The sequence below is a fragment of the Microbulbifer hainanensis genome, from assembly GCF_014904735.1.
Classification (GTDB): Bacteria; Pseudomonadota; Gammaproteobacteria; order Pseudomonadales; family Cellvibrionaceae; genus Microbulbifer; species Microbulbifer hainanensis.
The window spans coordinates 128,972-154,380 of record NZ_JACZCR010000047.1; the positions used below are offsets into that span (position 1 = coordinate 128,972).

The window sequence follows — 25,409 nt, forward strand, 5'->3', positions numbered from 1 at the left end:
ATCGACCGGAAAGGAACGTTTTGGCAGATGCGGTCTCTCGGGGAATACGTCAGTCCGCGGCGAGATCGACCCGGAAGACGCAGCCACGCGGCTGTGCGGCCACCATGCTGACCGACCAACCCTGGTGCTCGCAGATACGCTTCACCAGTGACAGCCCCAGACCAAGTCCCTCACCGCGACCGTGGGAGCCGCGCTGAAACGGCTGGAACAACTGTGACTGCTGCTCCGGCGCAATACCCGGACCGGTATCTTCCACCCGAAATCCGCTGTCGAAGAGCACCAGATCGACCCGCCCCTGCTCTGTGTAGTGCAGGGCATTGCGCAGCAGGTTGGACATGACGGTGCGAAGAAAAGCGGGCTGGTAGCGCCCGCTGTCCGGCGACTCCACGGTACAGGCGAAGTCGATACCGCGCTCGGCAAACTGCTCTCCCCAGACATCGCTCTGCTCGGTGGCGACCTCGGACAGAGACAGGCTCCCACCCTGGTCCGCTTCGGTGCCGCGTTCGCGGGCCAGTAACAGCAGGGTTTCCACCAGCTCGAGCATCTCGGCACTGGCGCGGTGGATGCGATCGAGCTGCTCACACTGTTTCGGCTCCAGTCCCGGCGACTGGGTCAAAAGTTCACAGGAGGAGCCTATTACCATCAATGGTGTACGCAATTCATGGCTGACGTCGCTGGTGAACAGCTTCTCCCGCTCCAGCGAGCGGCGCAGCTGCTCGAAAGTAGTATCGAAGGCCTCGGCCAGGCGACCGACCTCATCGTCCGCGTAGTTGTTCGCCAGCTGTTCCGCGCCGCGGGGGCGTGCCCCCGAGCGGACTTCGTCGGCCAGCAGTGTCACTGGCTGCATCACGTGTTTGGCCAGTAGGGCCCCGAGTACCCAGGCGATAACCACACTGGCCAGGAAACAGGCCAGTACCACGTTGTACAACAACTGCTCGCGCGTCTCGAAATCAAGCTGGTCCTGCACCAGTATGTAGTCGAAGCCGTCGCGGCGCTGTTTGAAAACATAATACGCCCGCTCCCCCTGTACCACTTCGGAGAAGCCATCACTGGCCCGGGCGAATTCTGCCGGTGGGGCGAATTGGGGCCCGGCATTGGTGAACAGGCGTTTGTCCTTGTCGAGAAGCAACGGCCTGCCGGTGCCCAGCGCATCCATGGCCGCCTGCAGTTCCGCGTGCATATCCTCCGAGACCAGGTGCTGCTCCACCTGGTGTACGATCAGTACAATGCCGATCGAGAAAGCACCACTGATCAACAGCGTCATCAGAACGAAGGCACTAATGATCCGCTGCTTAAGCGGCTGCCTGACCTTCACTCGTCCAGCTCCGCAAGGCGATAACCGATGCCGTGCACCGTGTGAATCAGCGGCCGCGCAAAGGGTTTATCCACCACCTGGCGTAGCTGGTGGATATGGCTGCGCAGACTGTCCCGATCCGGAGTGTCTTCACCCCACATAGCCATTTCCAATACCTCGCGCTTTACCACGGCTGGGCTCCTCTGCATCATCAGCACCAATAGCTTGGTGCCCATGGGATTCAGCTTGAGCGGTTGCCCGGCGCGAGTCGCCTGGTGGGTTGCGGGGTTGAATACCAGGTCGCCGACTTGCAGTTCAGCCACACCGGCACCGCGACTGCGACGTGTGATCGCCTCGATCCGCGCCACCAGCTCGGCCAGCGAGAAGGGTTTTACCAGATAGTCGTCAGCACCGGCGTGCAGCCCCTGCAGCCGGTCTTCCAGGGTGTCGCGAGCGGTTAGCATCAGGATCGGTGTATCGCGGCGGGCGTCTTCCCGCAACCGCTGGCAGAGCTGGAAGCCGTCGATACCCGGCAGCATGATATCGAGGACAATCAGGTCATAGTGGTGAGTGGCAGCCAGGTGCAGGCCGCTGAGTCCATCTTGCGCGCAGTCGACGCTATAGCCCTTGAGCTCCAGGTAGTCGAGCACGTTGGTCAGGATATCCACATTGTCTTCAACCACCAGAATACGCATAGGCTTTTTCGCAACCGGGAAATACTGTCAGGTCACGATTTTCGGCGCCTGAAGGCGGTAAAGCAAGTTGTCTGGGAGGAGGCGATTGGCACGGGCAGATACAAAAACGGCGCCCTTAGGCGCCGTTCGTATTACTTCACCACTCGCAGAGAGGGTTTCTTGCTGGTTTTTTTGCCCAGACTCGTCGGGGGCGTCGGCTCCGGCGGCTCTGGCGTTTCCTCCGCTTCGAATACCATTCCCTGGCCGTTTTCCCGGGCATAAATTCCGACTACCGCGCCCACCGGCACCTGGATATCGGTGGGTACGCCGCCGAAGCGGGCATTGAAGCGGATGGCGTAATTATCCATCGTCAGCCCGGCAACAGCGGTCTCGGAGATATTCAGCACTATCTGGCCATCTTCGTTGACATGCTGCTGGGGTACCAGCACTCCGGGCAGGTGCGTATCCACAAGGATATAGGGAGTGCACCGGTTATCGGTTATCCACTCGTAAAACGCCCGCAGAATATACGGACGGTTGGATGTCATATCCGGCTTACTCAACGCAGTCTCCCCTCATAAACAGCATTTCAGCGCATTTCGCGTTCGTATTCGGTCAGACTCTGCTGAAAGGCTTCGCGGTTAAACAGGCGATCCATGTAGTCCAGCAACGGCTTGGCCTGCTTGGTTTTCGGGAGACTGATCTCGAACTGCTCCAAGCGCCACAGCAGCGGGGCCATACAGCAATCAACCAGTGAAAACTCTTCATTGAAGAAATACGGCAGATCATTGAACAGCGGCGCAATACCGACAAAGCTGTCGCGCAGGTCTTTGCGCGCCGCCGCGGCGTCTTTACCGCCGGCAAGGATCTTGTCCACCATCGGACACCAGTCGCGCTCAATGCGATACATGATCTGGCGGCTCTGCGCACGCGCCACCGGGTAGACCGGCAACAGCGGCGGGTGCGGGAAACGCTCGTCCAGGTATTCCATCATCACCTTGGTTTCGAACAACACCAGGTCCCGATCCACCAGGGTCGGCAGAGAGTTGTAGGGGTTGAGGTCAGCCAGCTCCGCGGGCTTATCGTCAGGATCGACGTCGATGATATCGACGGAGACGCCCTTTTCTGCGAGCACAATGCGTACTCGGTGACTGTAATGACTGCGACCATCGGAAAAGAAGGTCATAGAGGAGCGCTTGTTGGTCGGCACACCCATGTTCTAACTACCTCAAACTAAGTGGCCGGCGCCGGTGCCAGCCATCTGTCAAAAAACATAAAAGGGTGGAGGAGCAGCTCCACCACCCGAAGAAAATCATTGCGCCGCGAGGACTCAGTGGTGAACGTCTTTCCAGTATTCGCGGTTTAGCAGCAGTGCAAAGATCAGGAACACCAGAATAAATGCCAGCACATAGAAACCCAGGTTCTTACGGTGCTCTTTTATTGGCTCGGCGACGTATTCCATGAAATTCACCAGGTCGTACACCGCCTGGTCGAATTCCTCCTCGGTCATCGAGCCTTTGACATCCTTGACCTGCAGACTGCCACAGTCGGCATCCATGATCGGGTTGCCCATATCGTCGCGCAGTGTATGGCCGTGCTCGCGCTTCGGACCCGGGGCACACTCTGGCAGCCCCTGCAGCTCCATTAGCACATGCGGCATACCCACGTTGGGGAACACTTTGTTGTTCACACCAGTGGGACGGCTGTCGTCCTTATAGAAACTGCGCAGGTAAGTGTAGAGGTATTCCGGCGAGCGGGCGCGGGCGATCAGGGTCAGGTCCGGCGGCGCGGCGCCGAACCAGGTCTTGGAGTCCTCCGGACGCATGGCAATCTGCATCAGGCTTCCGATTTTTTCGTCGCCCAGCACCAGGTTCTGCATCATCAATTCATTGGGGATGCCCAGGTCGGTAGCCACACGCTCCCAACGGGAAAAGTTGGCGCTGTGACAGCCCATGCAGTAATTGACGAAGTACTTGGCGCCACGCTGCAGGGACGCCTGATCGTTCAGGTCGATCTTGATGTGGTCCAGTTCGACCTCACTTTCCGCACCAACCGCCTTGATTGGCAGCAGTGCCAGCAGGCCGACGACGATCAGGCCACCAAACAGCGTCACGAAAGTCTTGGTGCCGGAGGGGCTGGTCACGCGTTCCGGCTCCGGATGTACCTGGTCGCGCCCGGTCAGCCACGGCAACACCGCAAAGAATGCCGCCAACAGCAACCCGACGACACCCACAAACGGGCTGGCCATGAAACTGCCCGCCGCCATCCACAGGAACAGCAGTGCGAAGATGCCGCTGACGATCCACGAAGCAATGCCCTTGCGCTCGACCGGGTTACTCCAGATCGGCATGGTGACGAAGAACGCGAAATAGAACAGCGTGGCGATCTGGGCCAGGAAGTTGCGACCCGGAGTCGGCGCCTGCACACCCAGGTAACCCAGGATGATAAATACCGCCGCAAAAACCAGCAGCAGGGCCTTGGGCAGGAATCCCTTGTAGCGAATCGACTTCACCGGGCTCTTGTCGAGCCATGGCAGCACAAATAGGATCGCAATGGCCGCGCCCATGGCCACCAGGCCCAGGAACTTGGCGGTCAGCGGACCTATGTCGATGGTGACCGCGCGCAGGACCGCGTAGAACGGCGTGAAGTACCAGACCGGCGCAATATGCGGCGGAGTCTTCAGCGGGTTGGCCTCTTCGAAGTTTGCGTGTTCAAGGAAGAACCCGCCCATTTCCGGGAAGAAGAACACCACTACACAGAAGATGAATAGGAATACGGCCACGCCCACCAGGTCGTGCACGGTGTAATACGGGTGGAACGCCACGCCATCTTTCGGAATACCGTTCTCGTCCTTGTTCTTCTTGATCTCGATGCCGTCGGGGTTGTTGGAACCCACTTCGTGCAGCGCGAGGATATGCAGCACCACCAATAGCACCAGTACCAGCGGCAGCGCAATGACGTGCAGGGAGAAGAACCGGGTCAGGGTAATACCCGAAATCAGGTAGTCACCGCGAATCCACTGCACCAGGTCTTCACCAATCCCCGGTATCGCCCCGAACAGGGAGACGATCACCTGGGCGCCCCAGTAAGACATCTGGCCCCAGGGCAGCACGTAACCCATGAAGGCTTCGGCCATCAGCACCAGGTAGATACACATGCCGAAGATCCACACCAGTTCGCGCGGCGGCTTGTAGGAGCCATACATAAGACCGCGGAACATGTGCAGGTACACCACCACGAAGAACGCAGAGGCGCCCGTGGAGTGCATGTAGCGGATAATCCAGCCCATGTCCACGTCGCGCATGATGTACTCGACGGAAGCAAAGGCACCCTCCGCGGAGGGGTTGTAGCTCATGACCAGCCAGATACCGGTGATCAGCTGGTTTACCAGTACCAGCATCGACAGTACGCCGAAGAAGTACCAGAGGTTGAAGTTCTTGGGCGCGTAGTACTTGCCCATGTGGGTATCCCACGCGCGATAGATCGGCAGACGCTGATCGACCCAATCTCCCAGTGCGGTTAACCAGTTCATGCGCTGCCCTCCTGATCCACGCCTATCACGATTACGGCCTCACTCTCATAGGAGTAAGGCGGCACTTCCAGATTCAGCGGTGCGGGAACGCCCTTGAACACACGACCTGCGAGATCGTATTTGGAACCATGACAGGGACAGAAGAACCCGCCCAGCCATTCGTGGCCTTCCACAGACAGGTCGGAAGCCCCCACCTCCGGCCGGAACATGGGCGCACACCCCAGGTGTGTGCAAAGCCCTACCAGCACCAGCAGGTGCGGTTTGATCGCGCGATTTTCGGGATCGACGTAGTCGGGTTGCTGGGGCTCCTTGGACATAGGATCCCGCAGCAGCGGATCCACCTTGGGCAGATTCTCCAGTGTCTCGTCTGTACGGCGAAGCACGTAGACCGGCTTACCACGCCACTCCACAGTCACCATCTGGCCCGGTTCGAGCTTGCTGATATTGTATTTGACCGGTGCACCGGCGGCTTTGGCCTTGGCACTCGGATTCCAGGATGCGACAAAGGGTACGGCAATTCCAACCGCGCCTGCGCCACCGACAACCGAGGTAGCGGCGGTCAGAAAACGGCGCCGTCCTGCGTTTACTCCGTCATCACTCATGACGTATATCTCCCATCACAGCGTCCCTTGAAAGCAAGAGATTCGCTGACCCAATCCCAAAAGTTGTACTTACAGAAAACTCCCGCCCGGCAATCTGCCTGTACAAATAAACCCCATAAATCAAGCGGATACAAATTCGCGCAATGTTAAAGAAAATGCCAATTTGATACAAGGTAGTAGCGGAAGGGAACGTCGGGAATCCCGCTGCGAACTGGCGAGAAAATAGACAAAAGCAGCAAGAAGCATTCGGCGCCATCCGCTGCGAACTCCCTGCCTGCAGCCATTTCCCACGCAGTTTGTGCCGCGGAATCTGTCCGATCTGGGCGCATTGCGCGCCCAATAAAAAAACCCGGCAGCTGCCGGGTTTTGAAAGAATCGCTTAACGCTTGGAGAACTGCGGCTTCTTCCGCGCTTTGCGCAGACCCACCTTTTTCCGTTCCACAGCGCGGGCGTCGCGGGTAACGTAACCCTCGGCACGCAGCGGCTGGCGCAGAGCTTCGTCGTACTGCATCAGGGCGCGGGTCAGGCCGTGACGGATTGCACCCGCCTGACCGAAGGAACCACCACCTTTAACAGTGACGTTAATATCGAATTTTTCCACCATATCGACCTTTTCCAGCGGCTGACGCACGATCATGCGCGCCACTTCGCGGCCGAAGTATTCATCCAGGGAGCGGCCGTTAACGGTAATTTTGCCTTCACCCGCAGCGATGAATACGCGCGCAGTGGAGGTCTTGCGACGGCCGGTACCGTAATATTGAGTAGTTGCCATGAGAATATTTCCGTTTAGATCGCCAGTTCAATCGGCTGTTGCGCCGCGTGAGGATGTTCGCTGCCGCTGTATACTTTCAGCTTCTTGAACATGGCGCGACCCAAAGGACCCTTCGGCAGCATACCTTTTACGGCGCTTTGAATGGTGCGCTCGGGCGCTTTCTCGATCAGCTTTTCAAAGCTGATGGACTTCAGACCACCCGGGTAGCCAGAGTGGCTGTGGTAGATCTTGTCTTTGGCTTTGTTGCCAGTTACACGCACTTTTTCCGCGTTGATCACAACGATGTAATCACCAGTGTCAACGTGGGGCGTGTACTCAGGCTTGTGCTTGCCGCGCAGACGGGAAGCGATCTCGGCGGAAATACGTCCGAGAGTCTTGTCTGCAGCGTCAACAATATACCAGTCGCGTTTTACCGCTTCCGGCTTGGCACTGTATGTCTTCATGTTATAAAACCTGCAATATGGCCCCGATGAAATGAGGCCTTCCCACAAAAGAGCGCGAATACTACATAAGCGCAAAGGGCTTTTCAAGCGATATTTCGCTCACTTTTTAACCCTCCTGTAACAGCCTAATCTGCCCGATGCGGCCGCGCCAGATACTCATGCGACTGCATCTCCAGCAGGCGACTGACCGTCCGCTCAAATTCAAAGCGCAGGTGTCGGCCGGCATACAGCTGATCAGCCGGCACTTCGGCCGAAATCACCAACTTGACGCAGCGGTCGTAAAACTCGTCCACCAGATTGATGAATCGGCGCGCCTGACTCTCCATACGCTCATTGAAGCGCGGCACCTCGGCCAACAACACCGTGTGATACTCCCGCGCCAGCTCGATATAGTCATTCTGGGAGCGCGGGCCATCGCAGAGGTCGCTGAAATCGAACCAGACCACATCGTCGGCCTCTTTGAGCGCACGGATTCGGCGCCCTTCGATATCCAGATCCACCCGCGAACGCACCTCGCACCCCTCCACGATCAGCCGTTCAAAGCTCCGCGCCAGGCTGGCATCCGCCTGCGCACCCAGTGGTGAGTGATAGAGCTCGGCCATTTCCAGGGCACGCAAGCGGTAGTCGGTACCACTATCTACGTTTACGACTTTGGTGTGCTGTTTCAACAAATTAATCGCCGGTAAGAAGCGGGCCCGCTGCAAGCCATCTTTATATAACCCCTCAGGCACTATATTCGAGGTCGCCACCAGCGTGACTCCACGCCGGAACAGTGCATCGAGCAGGTTGGCCAGGATCATCGCATCGGTGATATCCGATACGAAAAATTCATCAAAACACAGCACCCGCGCCTTGGCAGCAATGCGGTCCGCCACCTGCTCCAGGGGGTTTTTCTCCCCCGCCAGGGATTTCAGCTCCCGGTGCACCTCGCGCATAAAGCGGTGGAAATGCGTGCGCTGCTTCTGTGCAAATGGCAGCGACTCGTAAAAGGCATCCATCAGGTAGGTCTTGCCGCGCCCTACCCCACCCCAGAAATAGAGGCCACGCTCCGGTTCCAGCGCGGTGCGCCACAGCCGGCTCACCCGGCCCCACAGGCCGCCATCGCCGCGATCCAGCAGGCGCAGATACAGATCCTGCAGCTCGTCGACGGCGGCCTTTTGCGCTGCATCGGCAACGAAGTCTGGGCGCTGCAGGTCGCGCTGATAGCGTTCTACGGGAGAGAGCAACGGGCTTTGCGAGGGGGACATAACGGGAAATGAAACCGGCTACTGGTTGCGAAGGGCGCCACTCTACCAAAGTCGCGGCATTTTTTCGCGAGTCAGGTAATGCCGACGATCCGGTCTGAATTGAGTATACTGGTGGCACCGTCATGGATGGTCGGTGCCATAAAACAGTTGAGGAGGAGTTATTCGTGCACTCTACATCGGTATTGATTCTGGTTGGCGTATTCGGCCTGGCGCTGGGCGCCCTGCTGGCCTTTCTGGCTGTGCGCGGCCGCAACAACGTGGACCGGACCCAGGAGCTGGAACTGCGCCTGCGCGAGGCCAACAACAAGCTCGAGGACTTCCAGCTGCAGGTCAACGAGCATTTTGACCAGACTGCCCAGCTGGTTCACAACCTGACTGAGAGTTACCGCGAAGTACACGAATACCTGGCCAACAGCGCCATGCGCCTGTCCAGCCAAGATATCGGCCGGCAGATGCTCGACGCGGGCAGCGGCAAACTGAGCGAAAATGACGAGCAGCTCCAGGAAATCACGCCACCGCGGGACTGGGCACCGAAAGAGCCCGGCGCCAAGGGCACCCTCTCCGAGGATTTCGGTCTCGACAAGGAGCCGCTGAACGGTACTGAAAACGCCGTCAGCCGCTAAAAACAGGACCGCATATTGCGGGCACAAAAAAGGCGGGTTGCGACCCGCCTTTTTTGTGCCCGGAGAACCCAACCCCTTTACAGTGACTGGTAGTAATCCATCAGGATCTGCGCCACTTCAGGGCGGGAGAACTCAGCCGGGGGCGCAATACCATCACCCAGCATTTCGCGTACCTTGGTACCGGACAGCAGGATAAAGTCTTCCTTGGTGTGATCCGGCACATCCCGCATCATGACCACCCTATTCAGCTTTTTTGAGTAGGCCGTGTGGTCCGCGCGGAAGATCTCGATCTCCAGCGCCCCCTCCGGAACCTTCTCGTCGAAGATGGTCTGCGCATCAAAGGCGCCGTAGTAGTCACCGACGCCGGCGTGGTCGCGACCGACAATCAGGTGGCTGCAGCCACAGTTCTGGCGGAATACCGCGTGCAGCACAGCCTCGCGCGGACCCGCATACAGCATATCGAAACCATAGCCGGTCACCATGACCGTGTTGGCCGGGAAGTACAGTTCCACCATCTTGCGAATGGAGGCATCGCGCACCGGTGCGGGAATATCACCAGGTTTCAGCTGACCCAGCAGCATGTGAATCAGCACACCATCGGCATCTACTGCTTCCAGTGCCATCTTGCACAGCTCTTCGTGGGCGCGGTGCATTGGGTTGCGGGTCTGGAAGGCTACGACCTTGTTCCAGCCACGCTCGGCAAATTCGTGGCGGATTTCCACAGCGGTGCGGAAAGTATCCGGGAAGTCGCTCTGGAAGTAGCTGAAATTCAGCACTTCGATGGAACCGGAAATCAGCTGGCGTCCAGCGGCCTTAAATGTGGCCACACCCGGATGCTTTTCATCCAGGGTACCGAACACCTGCTGCGCCATGGTGTCCATCTGGGCATCGGTTACGGTTTCGATCGCCTGCACGTCCATGATCGCGAGCACCGGGTTGCCCTCGACGTTCGGATCACGCAGCGCGATGCGGGAAGCGCCGGCAATCGCACTGGTATCCTCGACCATATTGAGGACCGGTACCGGCCAGAAGAGACCATCCACAGTCCGCAGTGAATCTGCCACGCTCAATGCGTCGGCCAGGTTCATGTAGCCGTGCAGTGGATTGAAGTAGCCCGCCCCAAGCATCACCGCATTGGCAGCAGCGGCGGAGCTGACAACGATCGACGGCAGTGACTCCGCCTCGTGCATCAACTGGTGATGACGCTCGCTGTCGTAGACAAATCGGGGCTGCAGCTCCACGCTGCCGTGAGGACGAACCAGGGACATAGGGGTCTCCAATCAGGGAAAACAATGGCTTCTTAGATTTGCGGATCCGCCATTATACGGATTACGCCCCACCGCCCAAGGGGATCGACAGAACAGAGAGTGAGAAAACCATTATCGAAAACCGTATAATGGCCGCAAATTGAGGAGTTCCGAGTGTCGTTGAAACGTTTCCTACAAGACTGGGCCGGGCCCATTGGTATCGGTCTAGTCGTTGCCGCCGCCATGCTGCTGCTCTTTCCCCAATTGCGGGGCGGTCCTGCCGATGGCATGGCGACAGAGGGCTGGCGGGGACCCGTCTCCTATGCGGACGCGGTGAACCACGCCGCCCCCTCCGTAGTAAACATCTATACGCGCAATGTGCTGCGCCGCCAGCCCCAGCTTAATGACTCGCTGAGTAACTTCTTCGGTCACAGGACAACGCCGCAGCAACAGGGACGCGTGCAGTTCAACCTGGGATCCGGCGTTATCGTCAGCAAGAAAGGCTACATCCTCACCAATCATCACGTCATCGATCAGGCCGATGCCATCGTGGTACTCCTGTCCGACGGACGCGAGGCGCAAGCACAGGTTGTGGGCAGCGATGCGGATTTCGATCTCGCAGTGCTGAAGGTGGATCTCCCCAACCTCACGCCGATCGAGGTGGGCGAAACCGACAAGGTCCAGGTCGGCGACGTGGTTCTGGCCATCGGCAATCCCTTCGGCCTCAGCCAGACAGTCACCCAGGGCATCATCAGTGCCACCGGTCGCTACCTGCCGAATGACGGCCCCAGTTTTATGCAGAACTTCCTGCAAACGGATGCCGCTATCAACCCCGGTAATTCCGGCGGCGCACTGGTGGACACCCGCGGCCGCCTGGTCGGCATCAATACGGAAAAAGTGACGGAAAGCACCAACCGTGGCGGCATCAGTTTCGCTATTCCGGCCAATATCGCCTTCAAAGTGATGAACGACATCATTGAATACGGTCGCGTCGTGCCGGGCTGGCTCGGCATCGAAGCCAGAGCCGTAACCCCATACCTCGCCCGCGCTTTCCGGCTGAACTCCAACCACGGCGTACTGATCACCGCGATTTACGACCAGGGCCCCGCGTTCCAGGCCGGCCTGAAACCCGGTGACGTCATTACCCATATCGACGGACTGCCAATCAATGACGGCAAGCGCGGTGTCGCCGCCATGGCCACATTGCGCCCGGGAGATACCGTGTCGATTACCTACAGTCGCAAGGGGGAAGTGCGCACGGTCAATGCAACCGTGTCCGAGGTACCAAAGCCCCAGAAACACACCTGAGGGAACAGCGCAGTCAGTCGCCCGTCACCCGATATTCCGCCGAGCGCGCGTGGGCATCCAGCCCCTCACCGCGCGCCAGCGTGGTGGCAACGCGACCGAGCCGATCGGCACCTTCCGGCGAACAGTAAATGATCGAACTGCGCTTCTGGAAATCGTAAACACCCAGCGGTGAGGAAAAGCGGGCGGTGCCACTGGTCGGCAGCACGTGGTTGGGGCCGGCACAGTAGTCACCGAGCGCCTCGGCGGTGTGGCGGCCAAGAAAAATGGCACCGGCGTGGCGAATTTTCGGCAAATAGTTTTCCGGCTGATCGACCGAAACTTCCAGGTGCTCCGGCGCGATACGATTGCTGACGGTAATCGCCTCCTCGATCGATTTCACCTGAATCAACGCTCCCCTGTCCGCCAGTGACTGCGCGGCAATATCGCGGCGCGGCAGGTCGTCCAGCAGTTTTCCGAGCGAGGCCGATACCGCATCGAGAAACGCCGCATCCGAGCTCAGCAGGATCGATTGCGCCTGCTGGTCGTGCTCCGCCTGGGACAGCAGATCCATCGCAATCCAGTCGGGATCGGTTTTGCCATCGCAGATCACGAGGATCTCCGACGGCCCGGCGATCATATCGATGGCAACACGGCCGAACACCGCGCGCTTGGCCGCAGCGACAAAAACGTTGCCGGGCCCGACAATCTTGTCCACCCGCGCGATGGATTTCGTCCCCCACGCCAGTGCAGCCACCGCCTGGGCACCACCAATGGTGTAGACCTGATCGACACCGGCGATTGCCGCAGCAGCGAGCACCAGGTCATTCAGTTGGCCGTCCGGCGCCGGCACCACCATGGTGACACAATCCACCCCCGCCACTTTGGCCGGGATCGCGTTCATCAGTACGGATGACGGATAACTCGCCTTGCCGCCGGGCACGTAAATGCCCACGCGCTCCATCGGCGTAATCTGCTGGCCGAGTACCGTGCCATCGGATTCGCGGTATTGCCAGGATTCCTGTAACTGGTGCTGGTGGTAGTCGCGCACGCGCGCAGCCGCTACCTCCAGGGCCTTACGCTCCGCTTCGGGAATACGTTCCAGTGCAGAGGTGAGCGCAGTTGCCGAAAGGGTGAAATCTTCTGCGCTTTGCAACTGACGGCGATCGAAGCGGTTGGTGTACTCCACCACGGCCTCATCGCCGCGTTCGCGCACCTGCTGCAGGATTTCCGCAACCGTATCTTCCACGACGGTGTCGGCGACGGATTCCCACGCCAGTAGCGCATCCAGTTGCGAATCGAAGTCCTGGTCCGCGGCGTTCAGCCGGCGAATACTTTCCTTGGTCATAGGTCGTCGGTGGTTCAGTCGGTAGTTACAGCGGCGGCGAGTTTTTCAATCAGGGCATTGATTGGGCCGTATTTCATTTTCATCGACGCCTTGTTAACGATCAGGCGGCTGCTGACCTGGGCAATGGTTTCCCGGGCCTCCAGCCCATTCGCTTTGAGCGTATTGCCGGTATCGACGATATCCACAATCTCATCGGCCAGATCCATCAGCGGTGCCAATTCCATCGCGCCGTACAGCTTAATGATGTCCGCCTGGCGCCCCTGGGCGGCGTAGTAGCGCTTGGCACTCTGCACAAACTTTGTCGCCACTTTGATGCGACCACGCGGTAGTTCAGCCCCCTTCACACCCGCCGTCATCAACCGACAGCGGGCAATACCCAGATCGAGCGGCTCGTAAATGCCGTCACTCCCGTGTTCGAGCAGCGTATCCTTGCCGGCGACGCCCAGGTCGGCCGCGCCGTGCTGCACATAAGTGGGCACGTCGACGCCGCGCAGAATCAGCAGGCGTACACCCTCCTGATTGGTGGGGAAAATCAGTTTGCGACTCTTGAAAATGTCTTCCCGCGGCTCGAGTCCCGCCGCTGCGAGTAGCGGCAGGGTTTCCTTGAGGATTCTCCCCTTGGTCAGCGCGATGGTGATTTGCATGGTCATTATCAGTTTATGCGTAGATACCCGGAACAAAGCTGTACGGGCAAGGCTCGACTCCAACAGAGCGATATCACCGGGGCAGCTGACCCGCCCCGGCGACCATTAACCCGCGATACGGCGGATATTCGCTCCCAACTGTTGCAGTTTCTCTTCGATACATTCGTAACCGCGGTCGATATGGTAGATGCGATCCACAACCGTCGTCCCCTCGGCGATCATACCGGCAATCACCAGGCTCGCCGAAGCGCGCAAGTCTGATGCCATAACCGGTGCACCTTTCAGTTTCTCCACACCGGTAACAATGGCTGTGTTGCCCTCCAGCAGGATATTGGCGCCCATGCGGTTCAGCTCATGCACCTGGATCAAGCGGTTTTCGAAAATGGTTTCCACCACCGCACCCTTGCCCTCGGCAACGGCGTTCATCGCCATAAACTGTGACTGCATATCGGTGGGAAACGCCGGATAGGGCGCGGTGCGGAAGCTGACAGCTTTCGGACGGTTCCCCTTCATATCCAGCTCGATCCAATCCGGCCCGGTAGACAGGTGCGCGCCGGCCTCTTCGAACTTCACCAGTACCGCGTCGAGAATATCGGCGCGCGTGTGAGTGAGGCGCACTTTGCCGCGGGCTGCCGCCCCCGCTGCGAGGAAAGTACCGGTTTCAATACGATCCGGCATCACGGAAAAAGTACACGGATTCAGGCGCGTTACACCGTGCACACGCAGGGTATCGGTCCCGACCCCCTCGATCTGTGCGCCCATCGCGATCAGGAATTCCGCCAGGTCGACGATTTCCGGCTCGCGCGCCGCGTTGTGCAGTACAGTGGTACCCTCGGCCAGCACGGCGGCCATCAGCAGGTTCTCGGTGCCACCTACTGTGACTTTCTCCATCACAATATTGGCGCCTTTCAGACGCCCGTTGGACCGCGCGCGGATAAAGCCCTCATCGATGGTGATCTCGGCACCCATCGCCTCGAGCCCCTTGAGGTGGATATCCACCGGCCGGCTGCCAATCGCACAACCGCCGGGGAAGGACACGTTGGCGACGCCGTGGCGCGCCAGCAACGGCCCCAGCACCAGAATCGACGCGCGCATGGTTTTCACCAGCTCGTAGGGAGCGGTCAATTCATTGACCGAGCGCGGATCAATCTCCACCCCGAGCTTTTCGTCGATAGTGACATCGCACCCCATGCAACGCAGCAGCGTGATCATGGTGGTGATATCGTTCAGGTGCGGCAGATTGTGGATATGCACAGGGCCATCCGCCAGCAGCGCGGCAGCCAAGATCGGCAGAGCCGCGTTTTTGGCACCGGAAATTTTCAGGGTGCCGGAAATCGGGCTTCCGCCCTCAATCATTAATTTGTCCATTCAGTCTCGCTGTGCGGCCTTATCGGCCGGCCTCTTCCGGAGTGAGCGTCTGCATCTGTACCGCGTGCAGAGTACCGTCGGCAATTTTGTCGCCGAGCGCCGCGTAGACCAGCTGCTGTTTTTTAAGCCGGCTCAGTCCCTCGAAGGCGCTACTCACGACGGTGACCATCAGGTGGCTGCCTTCAAAGGCCACATCGGCCTGGCTATCGGGTATATGCCCCTCGATCAGGGACTTGATTTGTTCGGGTTGCATAGGCGGGGAAAGCGTTGAGTTGAAAATAGCGGGCGATTGTACTGGAAACCCACCGGTCGCGCAGCTGCATGGCGCGACCGGTGGATACCATCAGCTCACTTTGTCAGCTGCGTCGCCGGCCGACCAGTTGGCGATCACCTTGTCGATGTCGCCGTGTGTCTGCATGGACTGGGCAAACTGACTGCGGAAGGTCTTGCCCAGGTTTACCCCATTCAGAATCACGTTGATCAGCTTCCACTGCCCCGCGCGGTTGCGCACCAGGGTATAGGAAACCTTGGTAATCCCCTCCTGACTGCGTACTTCCTGCAGGACATTTACGCGATTACCGCTCGGCATGGAGCCCGGATTGACGACTTTCACATCCATAGTGCCAAAGGAGGCGACTCCGCGGGCAAATGTGGCTACCAGGTCGCGGCGGAAGGTATGGGAAAAGCGCGAGCGCTGCTCCGCAGTCGCCTGTTTGGCATAGCGCCCCATTACACCGCGGGCGATGAAGTCGAAATCCACAACCGGGGTCAACACGCTCTCCACGGCGCTGTAGTAGCGCTGTGGGTCTGAATTCAGGTATTGGGCGTTGGTGCGAATCACACCCAGCAGGTTCTGGGACACCCCTTCAATCATCGTGTAGGGGTTCTGGGCAGCGCTGGCAAAGGGGGCCCAGGCGGAAACCAGCAACGCGCAGCAGGCCGCTTTAGCCCACTGTGCAAAACCGGTACGGCCAAATATTGACGATGTGTTCACTAATTATCTCCCATTGGCAAATCGTTCCTTGGACGCTTGCGGCGCCAAATAGTGCCGCAGCAACGCCACTGTCCGCGGCAAATCGCCGCGCGGTAGACTGTCGAGCTGCCGATCATCCGTTAATCGCTGGAGCTGACAGCGGCGGCGGCAGACTATACCATGGCCGCGCCCACCGGTGTGGCCACACGTCACTATCACACAGTGAACTGTCGCGCTCAGGCCACCGGGCACCGCATTTTCCATATAAAAGGTTAGCATGCCGGCGATCCGACCCGCGGCATCCGGATTGCCCCCGGACGTTTCCGCGCTGACAGCTATCCTTTTTCGCCGCCAGACGGCGTTGGCAGAAGAGTTCCTACACTCAAAAGAAACCTGAACAGAGATAGTCCATGACTCAGGATCTGATATTACAAGCGGGGCGCCGCACGGTACTGATGGAAACCGAGGCCGTCGCAGCCCTGGAAAACCGCATCAATGATGATTTCAAACGCGCCTGCGAACTGATTCTGCAGTGCCGCGGCCGCGCCATCGTCACCGGTATGGGCAAATCCGGCCATATTGGCCGCAAGATTGCCGCCACCCTGGCCAGCACAGGCACCCCCAGCTTTTTTGTCCACCCAGGTGAAGCCAGCCACGGCGACCTGGGTATGATTACCCGCGACGACCTGGTAATCGCCATTTCCAACTCTGGCTCCTCTGCCGAAGTACTTACCCTGCTGCCGCTGCTGAAGCGACTGGGCATCCCGATGATCAGCATGGCCGGCAAGTCCGACTCGCCGCTGGCACAGGCGGCGGACGTGAATCTGGATATCGCCGTGGAGACGGAAGCCTGTCCACTGAACCTGGCACCGACCTCATCCACCACAGTAACGCTCGTAATGGGCGATGCCCTGGCTGTAGCCCTGCTCGAAGCCCGCGGCTTTACCGCCGAAGATTTCGCCTTCTCACACCCGGGCGGCGCCCTCGGCCGGCGCCTCCTGCTGAAAGTGGAGGATGTCATGCACGCCGGCGACGAGCTGCCGCAGGTAGAGCCGCAGACGCTGCTATCCAAGGCACTGCTGGAAATGACCAGCAAGGGCTTCGGCATGACCACTGTTGTCGACAGCAAGGGCACTCTGCTCGGCGTCTTCACCGACGGCGACCTGCGCCGGGTGATCGACCACCGCGTGGAACTCGATACCGCCACCATGGAAGAGGTCATGAGCCGCCGCCCGAAAACAGTATCGGCGGAAACCCTGGCCGCCGAGGCGCTCCGCATTATGGAAGATAACAAGATCACCGCCCTGGTCGTCGAAGACGACGCCCGCCACCCGGTCGGCCTCCTGCATATGCACGATATACTGCGCGCCGGAGTGATCTGATTCAGCTCCGGTTCACTGCATCCAGGCTTGAATCGACATCCCCGCCGAGCGCTGGCGGGGTGCCCGCTATATTAAGGATTGAAAACCTGTGACTTTGGAAGAAAAGCTCGACAGCGCCCTGCAGCGCGTACGCTGGCTGGTACTGGACGTCGACGGCGTGCTGACCGATGGCCGCCTCTACTTCGACAATAACGGCAATGAATTGAAGACCTTTAACACCCTGGACGGCCACGGCATCAAAATGCTGCAGAAATCCGGTGTACAGGTCGCTATCATTACCGGCCGCCGCAGCAGCGTCGTGGAACGTCGTGCCCACGACCTCGGAATCCACAAGTTGATCCAGGGCCGTGAGGACAAGTACGTGGCGTTGCAGGAACTTCTCGAGCAGGACAGCTGCCGGCTCGAGGACATCGCCTACGTCGGCGACGACTATCCAGACCTGCTGGTAATGACCCGTATCGGCTGCCCCATATCGGTCCCCAACGCCGCGCCCCCTGTGCGAGAAAGGGCGCTATGGATTACCGATGCCCGCGGCGGCGAAGGCGCAGTTCGCGAAGTGTGCGATCGCATCATGCGGGCACAGGGCACTTTTGACGCAGCCCTGGCGCCCTACCTGGGCGACAGCTAGTAGAAACAGACCGGCACAGTGGACCTGCACGCGGCCAATTAATTAGCCGCCATTGAGATTGATGGAGAATTCAAATGCGCACCTGGCTGCCACTGGTCATCGTCGTGGCCCTTATCAGCGCCGGCCTCTGGTTCATGGAGAGCCCACCGGAACAACTGGTCGGCAAGCGGCCCACGCCACAGGAGCAAAACCGCGCTCCCGATCTGGTGATCCGCGATGCCAAAACCCGCCACTTCAACCAGGAGGGTACTCTCGCCTACCGGGTCGACGCGGACAAAATCACCTTTTTCCAGTTCGCCCGCCGCGACCGCGCCGACCTGACCGAGCCGCGCATACTTTTTTATCAAGGCGACCAGCCCAAGTGGCGCACCGTGTCCCGTACCGGTGTCGCCCACAACAATGGCCAGCGCGTCGTTTTGAGGGGCGACGTCGAGATTACCGAACAACCGGAACCCGGTGGCGTCCGCCTGGAAACCCAACAAATCACCATCAAACCGCGGCAGGAATACGCCGAAACCGACAAACTTGTTACCATTACCGCCGGCCCCAACCGCACCCAGGGCAAAGGCCTGCGCGCGTTCCTGAAACAGGACCGGGTGGAAATCCTCTCCGATGTGGAAAGTAGCTATGAACCGAATTGACCTACTGCAGCGGCTGACTGGCATTGTCGCGCTCTGCCTGCTGTCCCTGAGCGCCCAGGTTTCCGCCCTGCCCGACGACCGCAACCAGCCGATCAAGGTGCAGGCGCAAAAGCTCGAAGCCAACCGAGGCAAGAACCTGTCCGTCTACAGCGGCAATGTGGTCATCACACAGGGATCACTACAGATCCGCGCCGACCGCGTTGAAGTCCACGGCAGTCCCAGCGGTGAGATCAAGCGCGTAGTGGCCACCGGCAAGCCCGCCCACTTCCAGCAGCAGGTACAGCAGAGCGAAAACCCGGTGAAGGCCAAGGCCCAGCGCATCGAATTTACCGTCAGCTCCGACGAACTGCACCTCAGCGGCAATGCCCATGTGGATCGCGATGGCAACACGCTGGCGGCGGAGCGCATCGACTACGACATGAACAGCGAACAGATGCAGGCCCAGGGACAGTCCGGCGACGGCCGCGTGGAAATGATCTGGAAGCCGGAGAAAAAGACGACGGGCGATCAACCGGCGGAAAACGAACAGCAACAGCAACAGCAACAACAGCAGCAGTAGCGGACAGCGGACTCTACCGCCCTTCGCAGCGGGCCCGGCATCCTTCCGGCAGCCCGATGGATTGAATTTCGGAACACACTATGCCAACGCTACAGGCGTTACATCTCGCCAAGCAGTACAAAAAACGCAAGGTAGTCCAGGACGTTTCCGTGCAGGTTACCAGCGGCCAGGTGGTCGGCCTGCTCGGCCCCAACGGCGCCGGCAAAACCACCTGCTTCTACATGATCGCAGGCCTGGTACAGGCGGATGCCGGCCAGGTCCTGATCGACCAGGAGGACATCACACGACTGTCGATGCACGGACGCGCGCGCAAGGGGATTGGTTACCTGCCGCAGGAAGCATCGGTATTCCGACGCCTTTCGGTTCGCGACAACATTCTCGCAATCCTGGAAACCCGCAAGGACCTGTCCCGCGGCGAGCGCCAGCAACAATTGCAGAACCTGCTGCAGGAATTCAACATCACCCATATCGAGAACAGCCTCGGCATGGCACTGTCGGGCGGTGAGCGCCGCCGCGTGGAAATCGCCCGCGCCCTGGCCACCGACCCGGCCTTCGTGTTGCTGGACGAGCCCTTTGCCGGGGTCGACCCCATTTCGGTCAACGACATCAAGCAGATCATCCGCCACCTGCGCGACCGCGGCATCGGCGTACTGATCACCGACCACAATGTGCGTGAGACCCTGGATATCTGTGAGACCGCCTATATCGTCAGTGAGGGGCATATCATTGCATCCGGCACTCCCGACGAAGTTATGAACAACCAGCAAGTACGCGAAGTCTATCTCGGGCACGACTTCACCATCTGATGCCGCCTCCGGGCGGCTCCCCCCAACAGCATCATTTCCGACCCGAATCGCGATCGGCGTTTTCGGCATAGTTATTGCTTGTAATCGGCCAAACAGAGGGTTAGTCTGCATCGTCTCTGATATTTAGACGATTCATCCGCCGATTTGGCCTGAAAGCCCTCTATGAAGCAGTCTCTCCAGTTAAAACTCGGCACCCAGCTGACCATGACGCCTCAGTTGCAACAGGCCATTCGCCTGCTGCAACTGTCGACACTGGATCTGCAACAGGAAGTCCAGTCCGCGCTCGACAGCAACCCTCTTCTGGAGGTGGAGGGCGACGATCATGGCGAAGCGCCCGCCGAACAGCACACCCAGTCCAGCGACCCCACTGCTGCCAGCAACGATACTGCCAGCGAAGGCGACACTGAGCGGAACTGGGAGGATCAAAATATCCCCGACGACCTGCCAGTCGACACGCGCTGGGATGACATCTACAGCAATGGCAGCTACAGCGGTGGCGAGGGTGACGAATCGACTCTGGACCGCAATACGACGACGGACAGCCTGCAAGGGCATCTTGCCTGGCAGCTGAACCTCACCACCCTGTCCCTGCAGGATAAGCAGATCGGAGAAAATCTGATCGACGGCATCGTGCCGAGCGGGTTTCTCGAAGCCTGCCCCCGCGAAATCGCCGCGGCACTCGATGTAGACGAAGATGAAGTGCTCGCAGTGCTGAAGACTATCCAGCAATTTGAGCCCGCCGGTTGCGGGGCCCGGGATCTGCGCGAGTGCCTGCTGTTGCAACTGCACCAGCTACCTGCTTCCACACCCTGGCTGGATCAGGCCCGCCTGGTGGTGGATCGTCATCTCGACCTGCTCGGCAAACGCGACTTCCGCCAGCTCAGCCGGCGCACACGCCTGAGCGAAGCACAACTCGGGGACGTGGTGCGCCTGATCCAGACGCTGACGCCCTACCCCGGAGAGGCGTTCGGGGGCGAAGACCCACATTACGTCATACCGGATATCATCGTCAGCCGGCGGCAGCAACGCTGGGTGGTGGAGCTCAATCCGGAAACCACCCCGCGCCTGCGCATCAATGGCGACTACGCGGCGCTGATCAAACGCGCCGACAATTCCAGCGATAACAACTTCCTGCGAGATCACCTGCAGGAGGCGCGCTGGTTCCTGAAGAGCCTGCAGAGCCGCAACGAAACGCTGTTAAAGGTAGCTTCCAGCATTGTCGAGAAACAACAGGCCTTCTTCGAACTGGGTCCAGAGGCAATGAAACCCATGGTGCTGGCGGATATCGCCGAAACCATCAGCATGCACGAATCCACCATTTCCCGCGTGACCACCCAGAAGTACATGCTCACTCCCCGCGGCGTATTCGAGCTGAAATACTTCTTTTCCAGCCACGTGAGTACCGACTCTGGTGAGGACGCCTCCTCCACCGCCATCCGCGCCATGATCCGCAAACTGATCGATGCCGAACAGCCACGCAAGCCGCTGTCCGACAACAAGATCACGCAGGAACTGGATCAACAGGGCATCAAGGTGGCGCGCCGCACCGTGGCAAAGTACCGCGAATCCATGGGAATACCCTCCTCCAGCGAGCGCAAACGCCTGGTCTGAACCCGGCCTGACGCCCTCCACTTCCCGACCACATCAAGCGCCCTGGTCATTTTTGCCAGGGCGCGCCATTCCACCCCACGCACAACCAAACCTCGAACTTTGAGTGTATCCTTCCATTCTGGCGAACTTCCTAGTAGGGTTGCCGCCCTGACGGAGGGCGCCAGTGACACACCAGTCATAAGATGCTCTCGCGGAGGAGATATCCATGCAGATTAATATCAGTGGCCACCATGTTGAACTGACACCGCCCATTCGCGACTACTGCGAAAGCAAGCTGGAAAAACTCTCCCGACATTACGATAACATAACCAATGCCCAGGTCATTCTTTCGGTCGAGAAGCTGGTGCAGAAAGCGGAAGCCCGGGTACACATCAACGGGCACGACCTGTGTGCAGGCTCCGAAGACGAAGACATGTACGCGGCCATCGATGCCGTTTCCGACAAGCTGGATCGCCAGCTGAAGAAACACAAAGAGAAGTTGCAGAAACACCGATAAACTATGACATTGGAAGCATTACTCTCTCCCCGCCTGAGTCTGTGCCACCTGGCGGGGAGCAGCAAAAAGAAATTGCTGCTCAATATTGCCCAGGCCATTGCCGAACAGTACCCGCAACTCGATGCGGATACGATTTTCAATCAGTTGATCGCCCGCGAGCGCCTCGGATCCACCGGAATCGGCGAGGGCGTGGCGATTCCTCACTGCCGCCTGCCGGGCTGCGAGCACCCGATCGGCGTGCTCTGCACCACCGACCCCGCCGTTGATTTTGACGCCGTCGACCGCCAGCCGGTCGACCTGCTGTTTGCCTTGCTGGTTCCGGAAGATGCGGAGCAGGAGCACCTGGAAACCCTCGCGGAGATCGCCGCGCTGTTTTCCGACAGCCGGGTAAGGGAAAAGCTGCGCCAGGCGCAGAGCGGTGATGAGCTCTACGCCCTTGCTATCGACAGCGCCGCCGTGGCCTAAACCGGCGGAACCCCCACAATAATTCAGTCATAGTGAACAATTACGGTTGAGCCGCCAACGCGAAACCCCGATCATTGTTCACTTTCAGCAAACCCCGGTATTTGATCCATGCGCCTGGTGATTATCAGCGGCCGATCCGGCTCCGGTAAAAGCTCCGCCCTGCAACTGCTCGAGGATGTCGGCTTCAACTGCATCGACAACCTCCCGGCAAGCCTCCTGCCCGAGCTGGTCAATCGGGTAAACGAGCAGCCCCTGGAAAACACACGGCTGGCGCTTGGCATCGACGCCCGCAACCTGTGGCAGGACGTGCAGCAGGCCCCGCGGGTAATCAACACCCTGCGCGAGAGTGGTGTACAGTGCGATGTCATCTACCTGGACGCGCGCTCGCCGGTACTGGTGCAGCGCTTCAGCGAAACCCGCCGCAAACACCCGCTGAGCGATAATCGCACCCACCTGCTGGAAGCCCTCAACCGGGAGAAAGAGTTGCTGGCGCCGGTTGCGGCAATGGCCGACCTGGTGATCGATACCAGCAGCCTGAGCCTGCACCAGCTGCGCGACCTGGTGAAAAACCGCGTTGTCGGCCACGAGACGCCGGGTATGGCAATCCTGTTCCAGTCTTTCGGTTTCAAACATGGTGTACCGGTGGACGCAGACCTGGTCTTTGACCTGCGCTGCCTGCCGAACCCCTACTGGGTAGCGGAGTTGCGCCAGAAGACCGGCCGGGACCCGGAAGTGATCGAGTACTTGCGCAACCACCCGGAAACAGCGGAAATGCAGCGGGACATTACCCAGTTCCTGCAGCGCTGGCTACCGGCTTACCAGCGCAGCAACCGCAGTTATACCTGCGTCTCCATTGGTTGCACCGGCGGACGTCACCGCTCCGTATACATGGTGGAACAGCTGGCCAGGGTATTCTCCGGGGAGTTCGACAATGTACAGATTCGCCACCGCGAACAGCAGCTGTAAACTCCACCCGACCAGCCAGGTAACCAGCTAGCCAGACAGAAAACAGCGCCCATGCAAAAATCCCGTCTCCTCATCATCAACAAGCTGGGCCTGCACGCCCGCGCGGCGAGCAAGCTCGCGCAGACCTCAGCGCGATTTTCCGCGGACATCAAGGTTCACTGCGGCGGCAAATCCGTGGACGGCAAGAGTGTCATGGCGCTGATGCTGCTGGCCGCGGGCAAGGGCACGGAACTTGAGCTGGAAGTCGAAGGAAGAGATGAAGAGGCAGCGCTTAACGCAATCTGCGAACTCGTTGAGGATCGTTTCGGCGAGACCGAGTGATCCCCCAACTCCTGACCATAGGCGCCCCAATCATCAATGATCGCTGGAGGCGGCTGTCGCAAGTATAATCGCGCTATTTACCACCCCGCAGTCAGGGAACCGCCGTGCCCAGCCAATCTCCAGCTGAAATCAAATTCCGCGCACAGAAGCAGCTGAGCGAGTTGTTCGCCGCCCTCGACAGCGGCACCGGCCGCGAAGTCCGGCGCATGCTCAGCACCCTGTCGCCGCAGAGCATCGCCCAGCTGCTGGAAAGTTCGCCGCCGCGTATCCGCCAGGTCCTGTGGAAACTGATCGACCGCGAGGTCGAGGGTGAGGTCCTGCAGGAACTGCCCGACGAGGTCCAGAGCCAGATCCTCGCCACCATGGATACCGAGGAAATGGTCGCGGTGATGGAGGGCCTCGACGCTGACGACGTAGCGGATATCCTGCAGCAGCTGCCCGAGCGGGTGATGGCTGAAGTGCTCGCGGCGATGAGCGCAACGGACCGCGCGCGGGTGGAAAGCGTACTGTCCTACGACGAAGAAACCGCCGGCGGGTTGATGGACACGGATACCATTTCCGTGCGGCCCAACCTGACTCTGGATGTGGTACTGCGCTATCTCCGCCGCCACGAACACCTGCCAGAATCGACGGATTGCCTGTTCGTCGTCAACCGCAAGGGCCAGTATATCGGCCTGCTGCCGCTGTCGCGGCTGCTTACCACCGATCCGTCGGTGACGGTCAGGGAAGTGGTCAACACCGACGTGGAACCGATTCCGGCGGATATGCCCGACACTGAAGTCGCGCGCCTGTTCACCAAGTACGACTGGATTTCCGCGCCGGTTGTGGATGAAGACAATCGCCTGCTGGGCCGGATCACCATCGACGACGTTGTGGACGTAATCCGCGAGGACGCCGATCACTCGCTGATGAGTCTTGCCGGCCTCGACGAGGAAGAGGATACCTTCGCACCGGTGCGGCGCACTGCGCGCCGCCGCGCCCTGTGGCTGGGAATCAACCTGCTGACCGCGCTGCTCGCCTCCTGGGTCATCAGCCTGTTCGAGGGCACCCTGGACAAAGTGGTGGCGCTGGCGATTCTGATGCCCATCGTCGCCAGCATGGGCGGCGTGGCCGGCAGCCAGACCCTGACCGTGGTCATCCGCGGCATGGCGCTCGGCCAGATCGGGCGCAGCAACTTGAGCTGGCTGTTGAACCGCGAACTTGGGGCCGGTGCGCTCAATGCGCTGCTGTGGGCCCTGGTGATGGGCCTGATCGCCGGGTTGTGGTTCGACGACAGCCGCATCGCGCTTATCATCGTCGCCGCCATGGTCATCAACCTGATCACCGCGGCGCTGGCCGGTGCCATACTGCCGGTAATGCTGCGTACCATGCGCATCGACCCCGCCCTGGCCGGTGGCGTCGCCCTGACCACCGTCACCGACGTGGTAGGCTTTATGTCATTTCTCGGACTGGCCACCTGGTATTTCGGTAGCTAGCCATCAAC

28 protein-coding genes are annotated in these 25,409 nt (G+C 59.6%); 13 read left to right on the forward strand and 15 right to left on the reverse strand.

Annotated elements, in window-relative coordinates:
• Positions 1-49 precede the first annotated feature (49 nt).
• The 9 genes from IG168_RS20940 to zapE form a co-directional block, all read right to left on the reverse strand.
• Positions 50-1,315 (reverse strand): sensor histidine kinase, encoded by a 1,266-nt coding sequence (locus tag IG168_RS20940; RefSeq protein ID WP_193165957.1) that lies wholly within the window; start codon positions 1,313-1,315, stop codon positions 50-52.
• Entirely contained in the window at positions 1,312-1,989 is a 678-nt protein-coding gene (locus IG168_RS17855) for a response regulator transcription factor (protein ID WP_193165958.1), read from the reverse strand. The genes IG168_RS20940 and IG168_RS17855 overlap by 4 nt, the downstream gene beginning before the upstream one ends.
• 131 nt (positions 1,990-2,120) lie before the next feature.
• Positions 2,121-2,516, reverse strand: coding sequence for a ClpXP protease specificity-enhancing factor (locus tag IG168_RS17860; RefSeq protein ID WP_193166020.1), 396 nt, complete (start codon positions 2,514-2,516; stop codon positions 2,121-2,123).
• A 41-nt stretch (positions 2,517-2,557) separates the two neighbouring features.
• Complete coding sequence (locus tag IG168_RS17865) at positions 2,558-3,184, reverse strand: glutathione S-transferase N-terminal domain-containing protein (RefSeq protein WP_193165959.1); 627 nt, start codon at positions 3,182-3,184, stop codon at positions 2,558-2,560.
• A gap of 114 nt (positions 3,185-3,298) precedes the next feature.
• Positions 3,299-5,500 (reverse strand): ubiquinol-cytochrome c reductase, encoded by a 2,202-nt coding sequence (locus IG168_RS17870; protein WP_193165960.1) that lies wholly within the window; start codon positions 5,498-5,500, stop codon positions 3,299-3,301.
• Positions 5,497-6,102 carry a ubiquinol-cytochrome c reductase iron-sulfur subunit gene (gene petA, locus IG168_RS17875; protein ID WP_193165961.1) on the reverse strand — a complete coding sequence of 202 codons (606 nt, stop codon included), beginning with the start codon at positions 6,100-6,102 and terminating at the stop codon, positions 5,497-5,499. Before petA ends, IG168_RS17870 begins: the two co-directional genes overlap by 4 nt.
• 379 nt (positions 6,103-6,481) lie before the next feature.
• Positions 6,482-6,874 (reverse strand): 30S ribosomal protein S9, encoded by a 393-nt coding sequence (gene rpsI / locus IG168_RS17880; RefSeq protein ID WP_193165962.1) that lies wholly within the window; start codon positions 6,872-6,874, stop codon positions 6,482-6,484.
• Between the two features lie 14 nt (positions 6,875-6,888).
• Positions 6,889-7,317 (reverse strand): 50S ribosomal protein L13, encoded by a 429-nt coding sequence (rplM, locus tag IG168_RS17885; protein ID WP_193165963.1) that lies wholly within the window; start codon positions 7,315-7,317, stop codon positions 6,889-6,891.
• 125 nt (positions 7,318-7,442) lie between these two features.
• The gene (gene zapE, locus IG168_RS17890; RefSeq protein WP_404932010.1) at positions 7,443-8,543 is read right to left on the reverse strand and encodes a cell division protein ZapE; all 1,101 of its coding nucleotides are present in this window, start codon (positions 8,541-8,543) and stop codon (positions 7,443-7,445) included.
• Positions 8,544-8,728: 185 nt separating this feature from the next.
• Between zapE and IG168_RS17895 the strand changes: the two genes are divergently transcribed.
• On the forward strand, positions 8,729-9,187 hold the full coding sequence (locus IG168_RS17895; protein WP_193165965.1) for a YhcB family protein: 459 nt from the start codon (positions 8,729-8,731) through the stop codon (positions 9,185-9,187).
• 77 nt (positions 9,188-9,264) lie between these two features.
• Here IG168_RS17895 and sat read toward each other — a convergent pair whose 3' ends face one another.
• Positions 9,265-10,455 carry a sulfate adenylyltransferase gene (sat, locus tag IG168_RS17900; protein WP_193165966.1) on the reverse strand — a complete coding sequence of 397 codons (1,191 nt, stop codon included), beginning with the start codon at positions 10,453-10,455 and terminating at the stop codon, positions 9,265-9,267.
• A 153-nt stretch (positions 10,456-10,608) separates the two neighbouring features.
• Here sat and IG168_RS17905 point away from each other — a divergent pair, with 153 nt between their 5' ends.
• On the forward strand, positions 10,609-11,742 hold the full coding sequence (locus tag IG168_RS17905; RefSeq protein ID WP_319024750.1) for a S1C family serine protease: 1,134 nt from the start codon (positions 10,609-10,611) through the stop codon (positions 11,740-11,742).
• A 13-nt stretch (positions 11,743-11,755) separates the two neighbouring features.
• Here IG168_RS17905 and hisD read toward each other — a convergent pair whose 3' ends face one another.
• The 5 genes from hisD to IG168_RS17930 form a co-directional block, all read right to left on the reverse strand.
• Positions 11,756-13,066 carry a histidinol dehydrogenase gene (hisD, locus tag IG168_RS17910; protein ID WP_193165967.1) on the reverse strand — a complete coding sequence of 437 codons (1,311 nt, stop codon included), beginning with the start codon at positions 13,064-13,066 and terminating at the stop codon, positions 11,756-11,758.
• A 14-nt stretch (positions 13,067-13,080) separates the two neighbouring features.
• Positions 13,081-13,716 carry an ATP phosphoribosyltransferase gene (gene hisG / locus IG168_RS17915; protein ID WP_193165968.1) on the reverse strand — a complete coding sequence of 212 codons (636 nt, stop codon included), beginning with the start codon at positions 13,714-13,716 and terminating at the stop codon, positions 13,081-13,083.
• 99 nt (positions 13,717-13,815) lie between these two features.
• Positions 13,816-15,078 (reverse strand): UDP-N-acetylglucosamine 1-carboxyvinyltransferase, encoded by a 1,263-nt coding sequence (gene murA, locus IG168_RS17920; protein WP_193165969.1) that lies wholly within the window; start codon positions 15,076-15,078, stop codon positions 13,816-13,818.
• Between the two features lie 19 nt (positions 15,079-15,097).
• Positions 15,098-15,331: a BolA family protein gene (locus IG168_RS17925; protein WP_193165970.1), complete on the reverse strand. Its 234-nt coding sequence runs from the start codon at positions 15,329-15,331 to the stop codon at positions 15,098-15,100.
• A gap of 90 nt (positions 15,332-15,421) precedes the next feature.
• Positions 15,422-16,072 carry an MlaC/ttg2D family ABC transporter substrate-binding protein gene (locus IG168_RS17930; RefSeq protein ID WP_193165971.1) on the reverse strand — a complete coding sequence of 217 codons (651 nt, stop codon included), beginning with the start codon at positions 16,070-16,072 and terminating at the stop codon, positions 15,422-15,424.
• Between the two features lie 389 nt (positions 16,073-16,461).
• Here IG168_RS17930 and IG168_RS17935 point away from each other — a divergent pair, with 389 nt between their 5' ends.
• The 11 genes from IG168_RS17935 (at position 16,462) to mgtE (ending at position 25,401) form a co-directional block, all read left to right on the forward strand.
• Positions 16,462-17,433 carry a KpsF/GutQ family sugar-phosphate isomerase gene (locus IG168_RS17935; protein WP_193165972.1) on the forward strand — a complete coding sequence of 324 codons (972 nt, stop codon included), beginning with the start codon at positions 16,462-16,464 and terminating at the stop codon, positions 17,431-17,433.
• Positions 17,434-17,527: 94 nt separating this feature from the next.
• Positions 17,528-18,061: a KdsC family phosphatase gene (locus IG168_RS17940; RefSeq protein ID WP_226877126.1), complete on the forward strand. Its 534-nt coding sequence runs from the start codon at positions 17,528-17,530 to the stop codon at positions 18,059-18,061.
• Positions 18,062-18,135: 74 nt separating this feature from the next.
• Positions 18,136-18,702 (forward strand): LPS export ABC transporter periplasmic protein LptC, encoded by a 567-nt coding sequence (gene lptC / locus IG168_RS17945; protein WP_193165974.1) that lies wholly within the window; start codon positions 18,136-18,138, stop codon positions 18,700-18,702.
• On the forward strand, positions 18,689-19,261 hold the full coding sequence (gene lptA / locus IG168_RS17950) for a lipopolysaccharide transport periplasmic protein LptA (protein WP_193165975.1): 573 nt from the start codon (positions 18,689-18,691) through the stop codon (positions 19,259-19,261). The genes lptC and lptA overlap by 14 nt, the downstream gene beginning before the upstream one ends.
• 80 nt (positions 19,262-19,341) lie before the next feature.
• The gene (gene lptB, locus IG168_RS17955; RefSeq protein WP_193165976.1) at positions 19,342-20,067 is read left to right on the forward strand and encodes an LPS export ABC transporter ATP-binding protein; all 726 of its coding nucleotides are present in this window, start codon (positions 19,342-19,344) and stop codon (positions 20,065-20,067) included.
• Positions 20,068-20,229: 162 nt separating this feature from the next.
• Complete coding sequence (locus IG168_RS17960; RefSeq protein ID WP_193165977.1) at positions 20,230-21,678, forward strand: RNA polymerase factor sigma-54; 1,449 nt, start codon at positions 20,230-20,232, stop codon at positions 21,676-21,678.
• Positions 21,679-21,883: 205 nt separating this feature from the next.
• A complete protein-coding gene (hpf, locus tag IG168_RS17965) occupies positions 21,884-22,174 on the forward strand; it encodes a ribosome hibernation-promoting factor, HPF/YfiA family (RefSeq protein ID WP_193165978.1) in 291 nt (96 codons plus the stop codon).
• 3 nt (positions 22,175-22,177) lie between these two features.
• A complete protein-coding gene (ptsN, locus tag IG168_RS17970; protein WP_193165979.1) occupies positions 22,178-22,639 on the forward strand; it encodes a PTS IIA-like nitrogen regulatory protein PtsN in 462 nt (153 codons plus the stop codon).
• 108 nt (positions 22,640-22,747) lie between these two features.
• Positions 22,748-23,605: an RNase adapter RapZ gene (gene rapZ / locus IG168_RS17975; protein WP_193165980.1), complete on the forward strand. Its 858-nt coding sequence runs from the start codon at positions 22,748-22,750 to the stop codon at positions 23,603-23,605.
• A 51-nt stretch (positions 23,606-23,656) separates the two neighbouring features.
• Positions 23,657-23,926, forward strand: a complete 270-nt coding sequence (locus IG168_RS17980; protein ID WP_193165981.1) for an HPr family phosphocarrier protein — start codon at positions 23,657-23,659, stop codon at positions 23,924-23,926.
• Between the two features lie 128 nt (positions 23,927-24,054).
• Entirely contained in the window at positions 24,055-25,401 is a 1,347-nt protein-coding gene (gene mgtE / locus IG168_RS17985) for a magnesium transporter (RefSeq protein ID WP_319024753.1), read from the forward strand.
• Positions 25,402-25,409 lie beyond the last annotated feature (8 nt).

Bases quoted from the DNA above. Each gene is read 5' to 3' on its own strand.
- IG168_RS17855 (WP_193165958.1), bottom strand. From the start codon at position 1,989: ATGCGTATTCTGGTGGTTGAAGACAATGTGGATATCCTGACCAACGTG.
- IG168_RS17860 (WP_193166020.1), bottom strand. From the start codon at position 2,516: ATGACATCCAACCGTCCGTATATTCTGCGGGCGTTTTACGAGTGGATA.
- IG168_RS17865 (WP_193165959.1), bottom strand. From the start codon at position 3,184: ATGGGTGTGCCGACCAACAAGCGCTCCTCTATGACCTTCTTTTCCGAT.
- IG168_RS17870 (WP_193165960.1), bottom strand. From the start codon at position 5,500: ATGAACTGGTTAACCGCACTGGGAGATTGGGTCGATCAGCGTCTGCCG.
- petA (WP_193165961.1), bottom strand. From the start codon at position 6,102: ATGAGTGATGACGGAGTAAACGCAGGACGGCGCCGTTTTCTGACCGCC.
- rpsI (WP_193165962.1), bottom strand. From the start codon at position 6,874: ATGGCAACTACTCAATATTACGGTACCGGCCGTCGCAAGACCTCCACT.
- rplM (WP_193165963.1), bottom strand. From the start codon at position 7,317: ATGAAGACATACAGTGCCAAGCCGGAAGCGGTAAAACGCGACTGGTAT.
- sat (WP_193165966.1), bottom strand. From the start codon at position 10,455: ATGTCCCTGGTTCGTCCTCACGGCAGCGTGGAGCTGCAGCCCCGATTT.
- hisD (WP_193165967.1), bottom strand. From the start codon at position 13,066: ATGACCAAGGAAAGTATTCGCCGGCTGAACGCCGCGGACCAGGACTTC.
- hisG (WP_193165968.1), bottom strand. From the start codon at position 13,716: ATGACCATGCAAATCACCATCGCGCTGACCAAGGGGAGAATCCTCAAG.
- murA (WP_193165969.1), bottom strand. From the start codon at position 15,078: ATGGACAAATTAATGATTGAGGGCGGAAGCCCGATTTCCGGCACCCTG.
- IG168_RS17925 (WP_193165970.1), bottom strand. From the start codon at position 15,331: ATGCAACCCGAACAAATCAAGTCCCTGATCGAGGGGCATATACCCGAT.
- IG168_RS17935 (WP_193165972.1), top strand. From the start codon at position 16,462: ATGACTCAGGATCTGATATTACAAGCGGGGCGCCGCACGGTACTGATG.
- lptC (WP_193165974.1), top strand. From the start codon at position 18,136: ATGCGCACCTGGCTGCCACTGGTCATCGTCGTGGCCCTTATCAGCGCC.
- lptA (WP_193165975.1), top strand. From the start codon at position 18,689: ATGAACCGAATTGACCTACTGCAGCGGCTGACTGGCATTGTCGCGCTC.
- lptB (WP_193165976.1), top strand. From the start codon at position 19,342: ATGCCAACGCTACAGGCGTTACATCTCGCCAAGCAGTACAAAAAACGC.
- IG168_RS17960 (WP_193165977.1), top strand. From the start codon at position 20,230: ATGAAGCAGTCTCTCCAGTTAAAACTCGGCACCCAGCTGACCATGACG.
- hpf (WP_193165978.1), top strand. From the start codon at position 21,884: ATGCAGATTAATATCAGTGGCCACCATGTTGAACTGACACCGCCCATT.
- ptsN (WP_193165979.1), top strand. From the start codon at position 22,178: ATGACATTGGAAGCATTACTCTCTCCCCGCCTGAGTCTGTGCCACCTG.
- rapZ (WP_193165980.1), top strand. From the start codon at position 22,748: ATGCGCCTGGTGATTATCAGCGGCCGATCCGGCTCCGGTAAAAGCTCC.
- IG168_RS17980 (WP_193165981.1), top strand. From the start codon at position 23,657: ATGCAAAAATCCCGTCTCCTCATCATCAACAAGCTGGGCCTGCACGCC.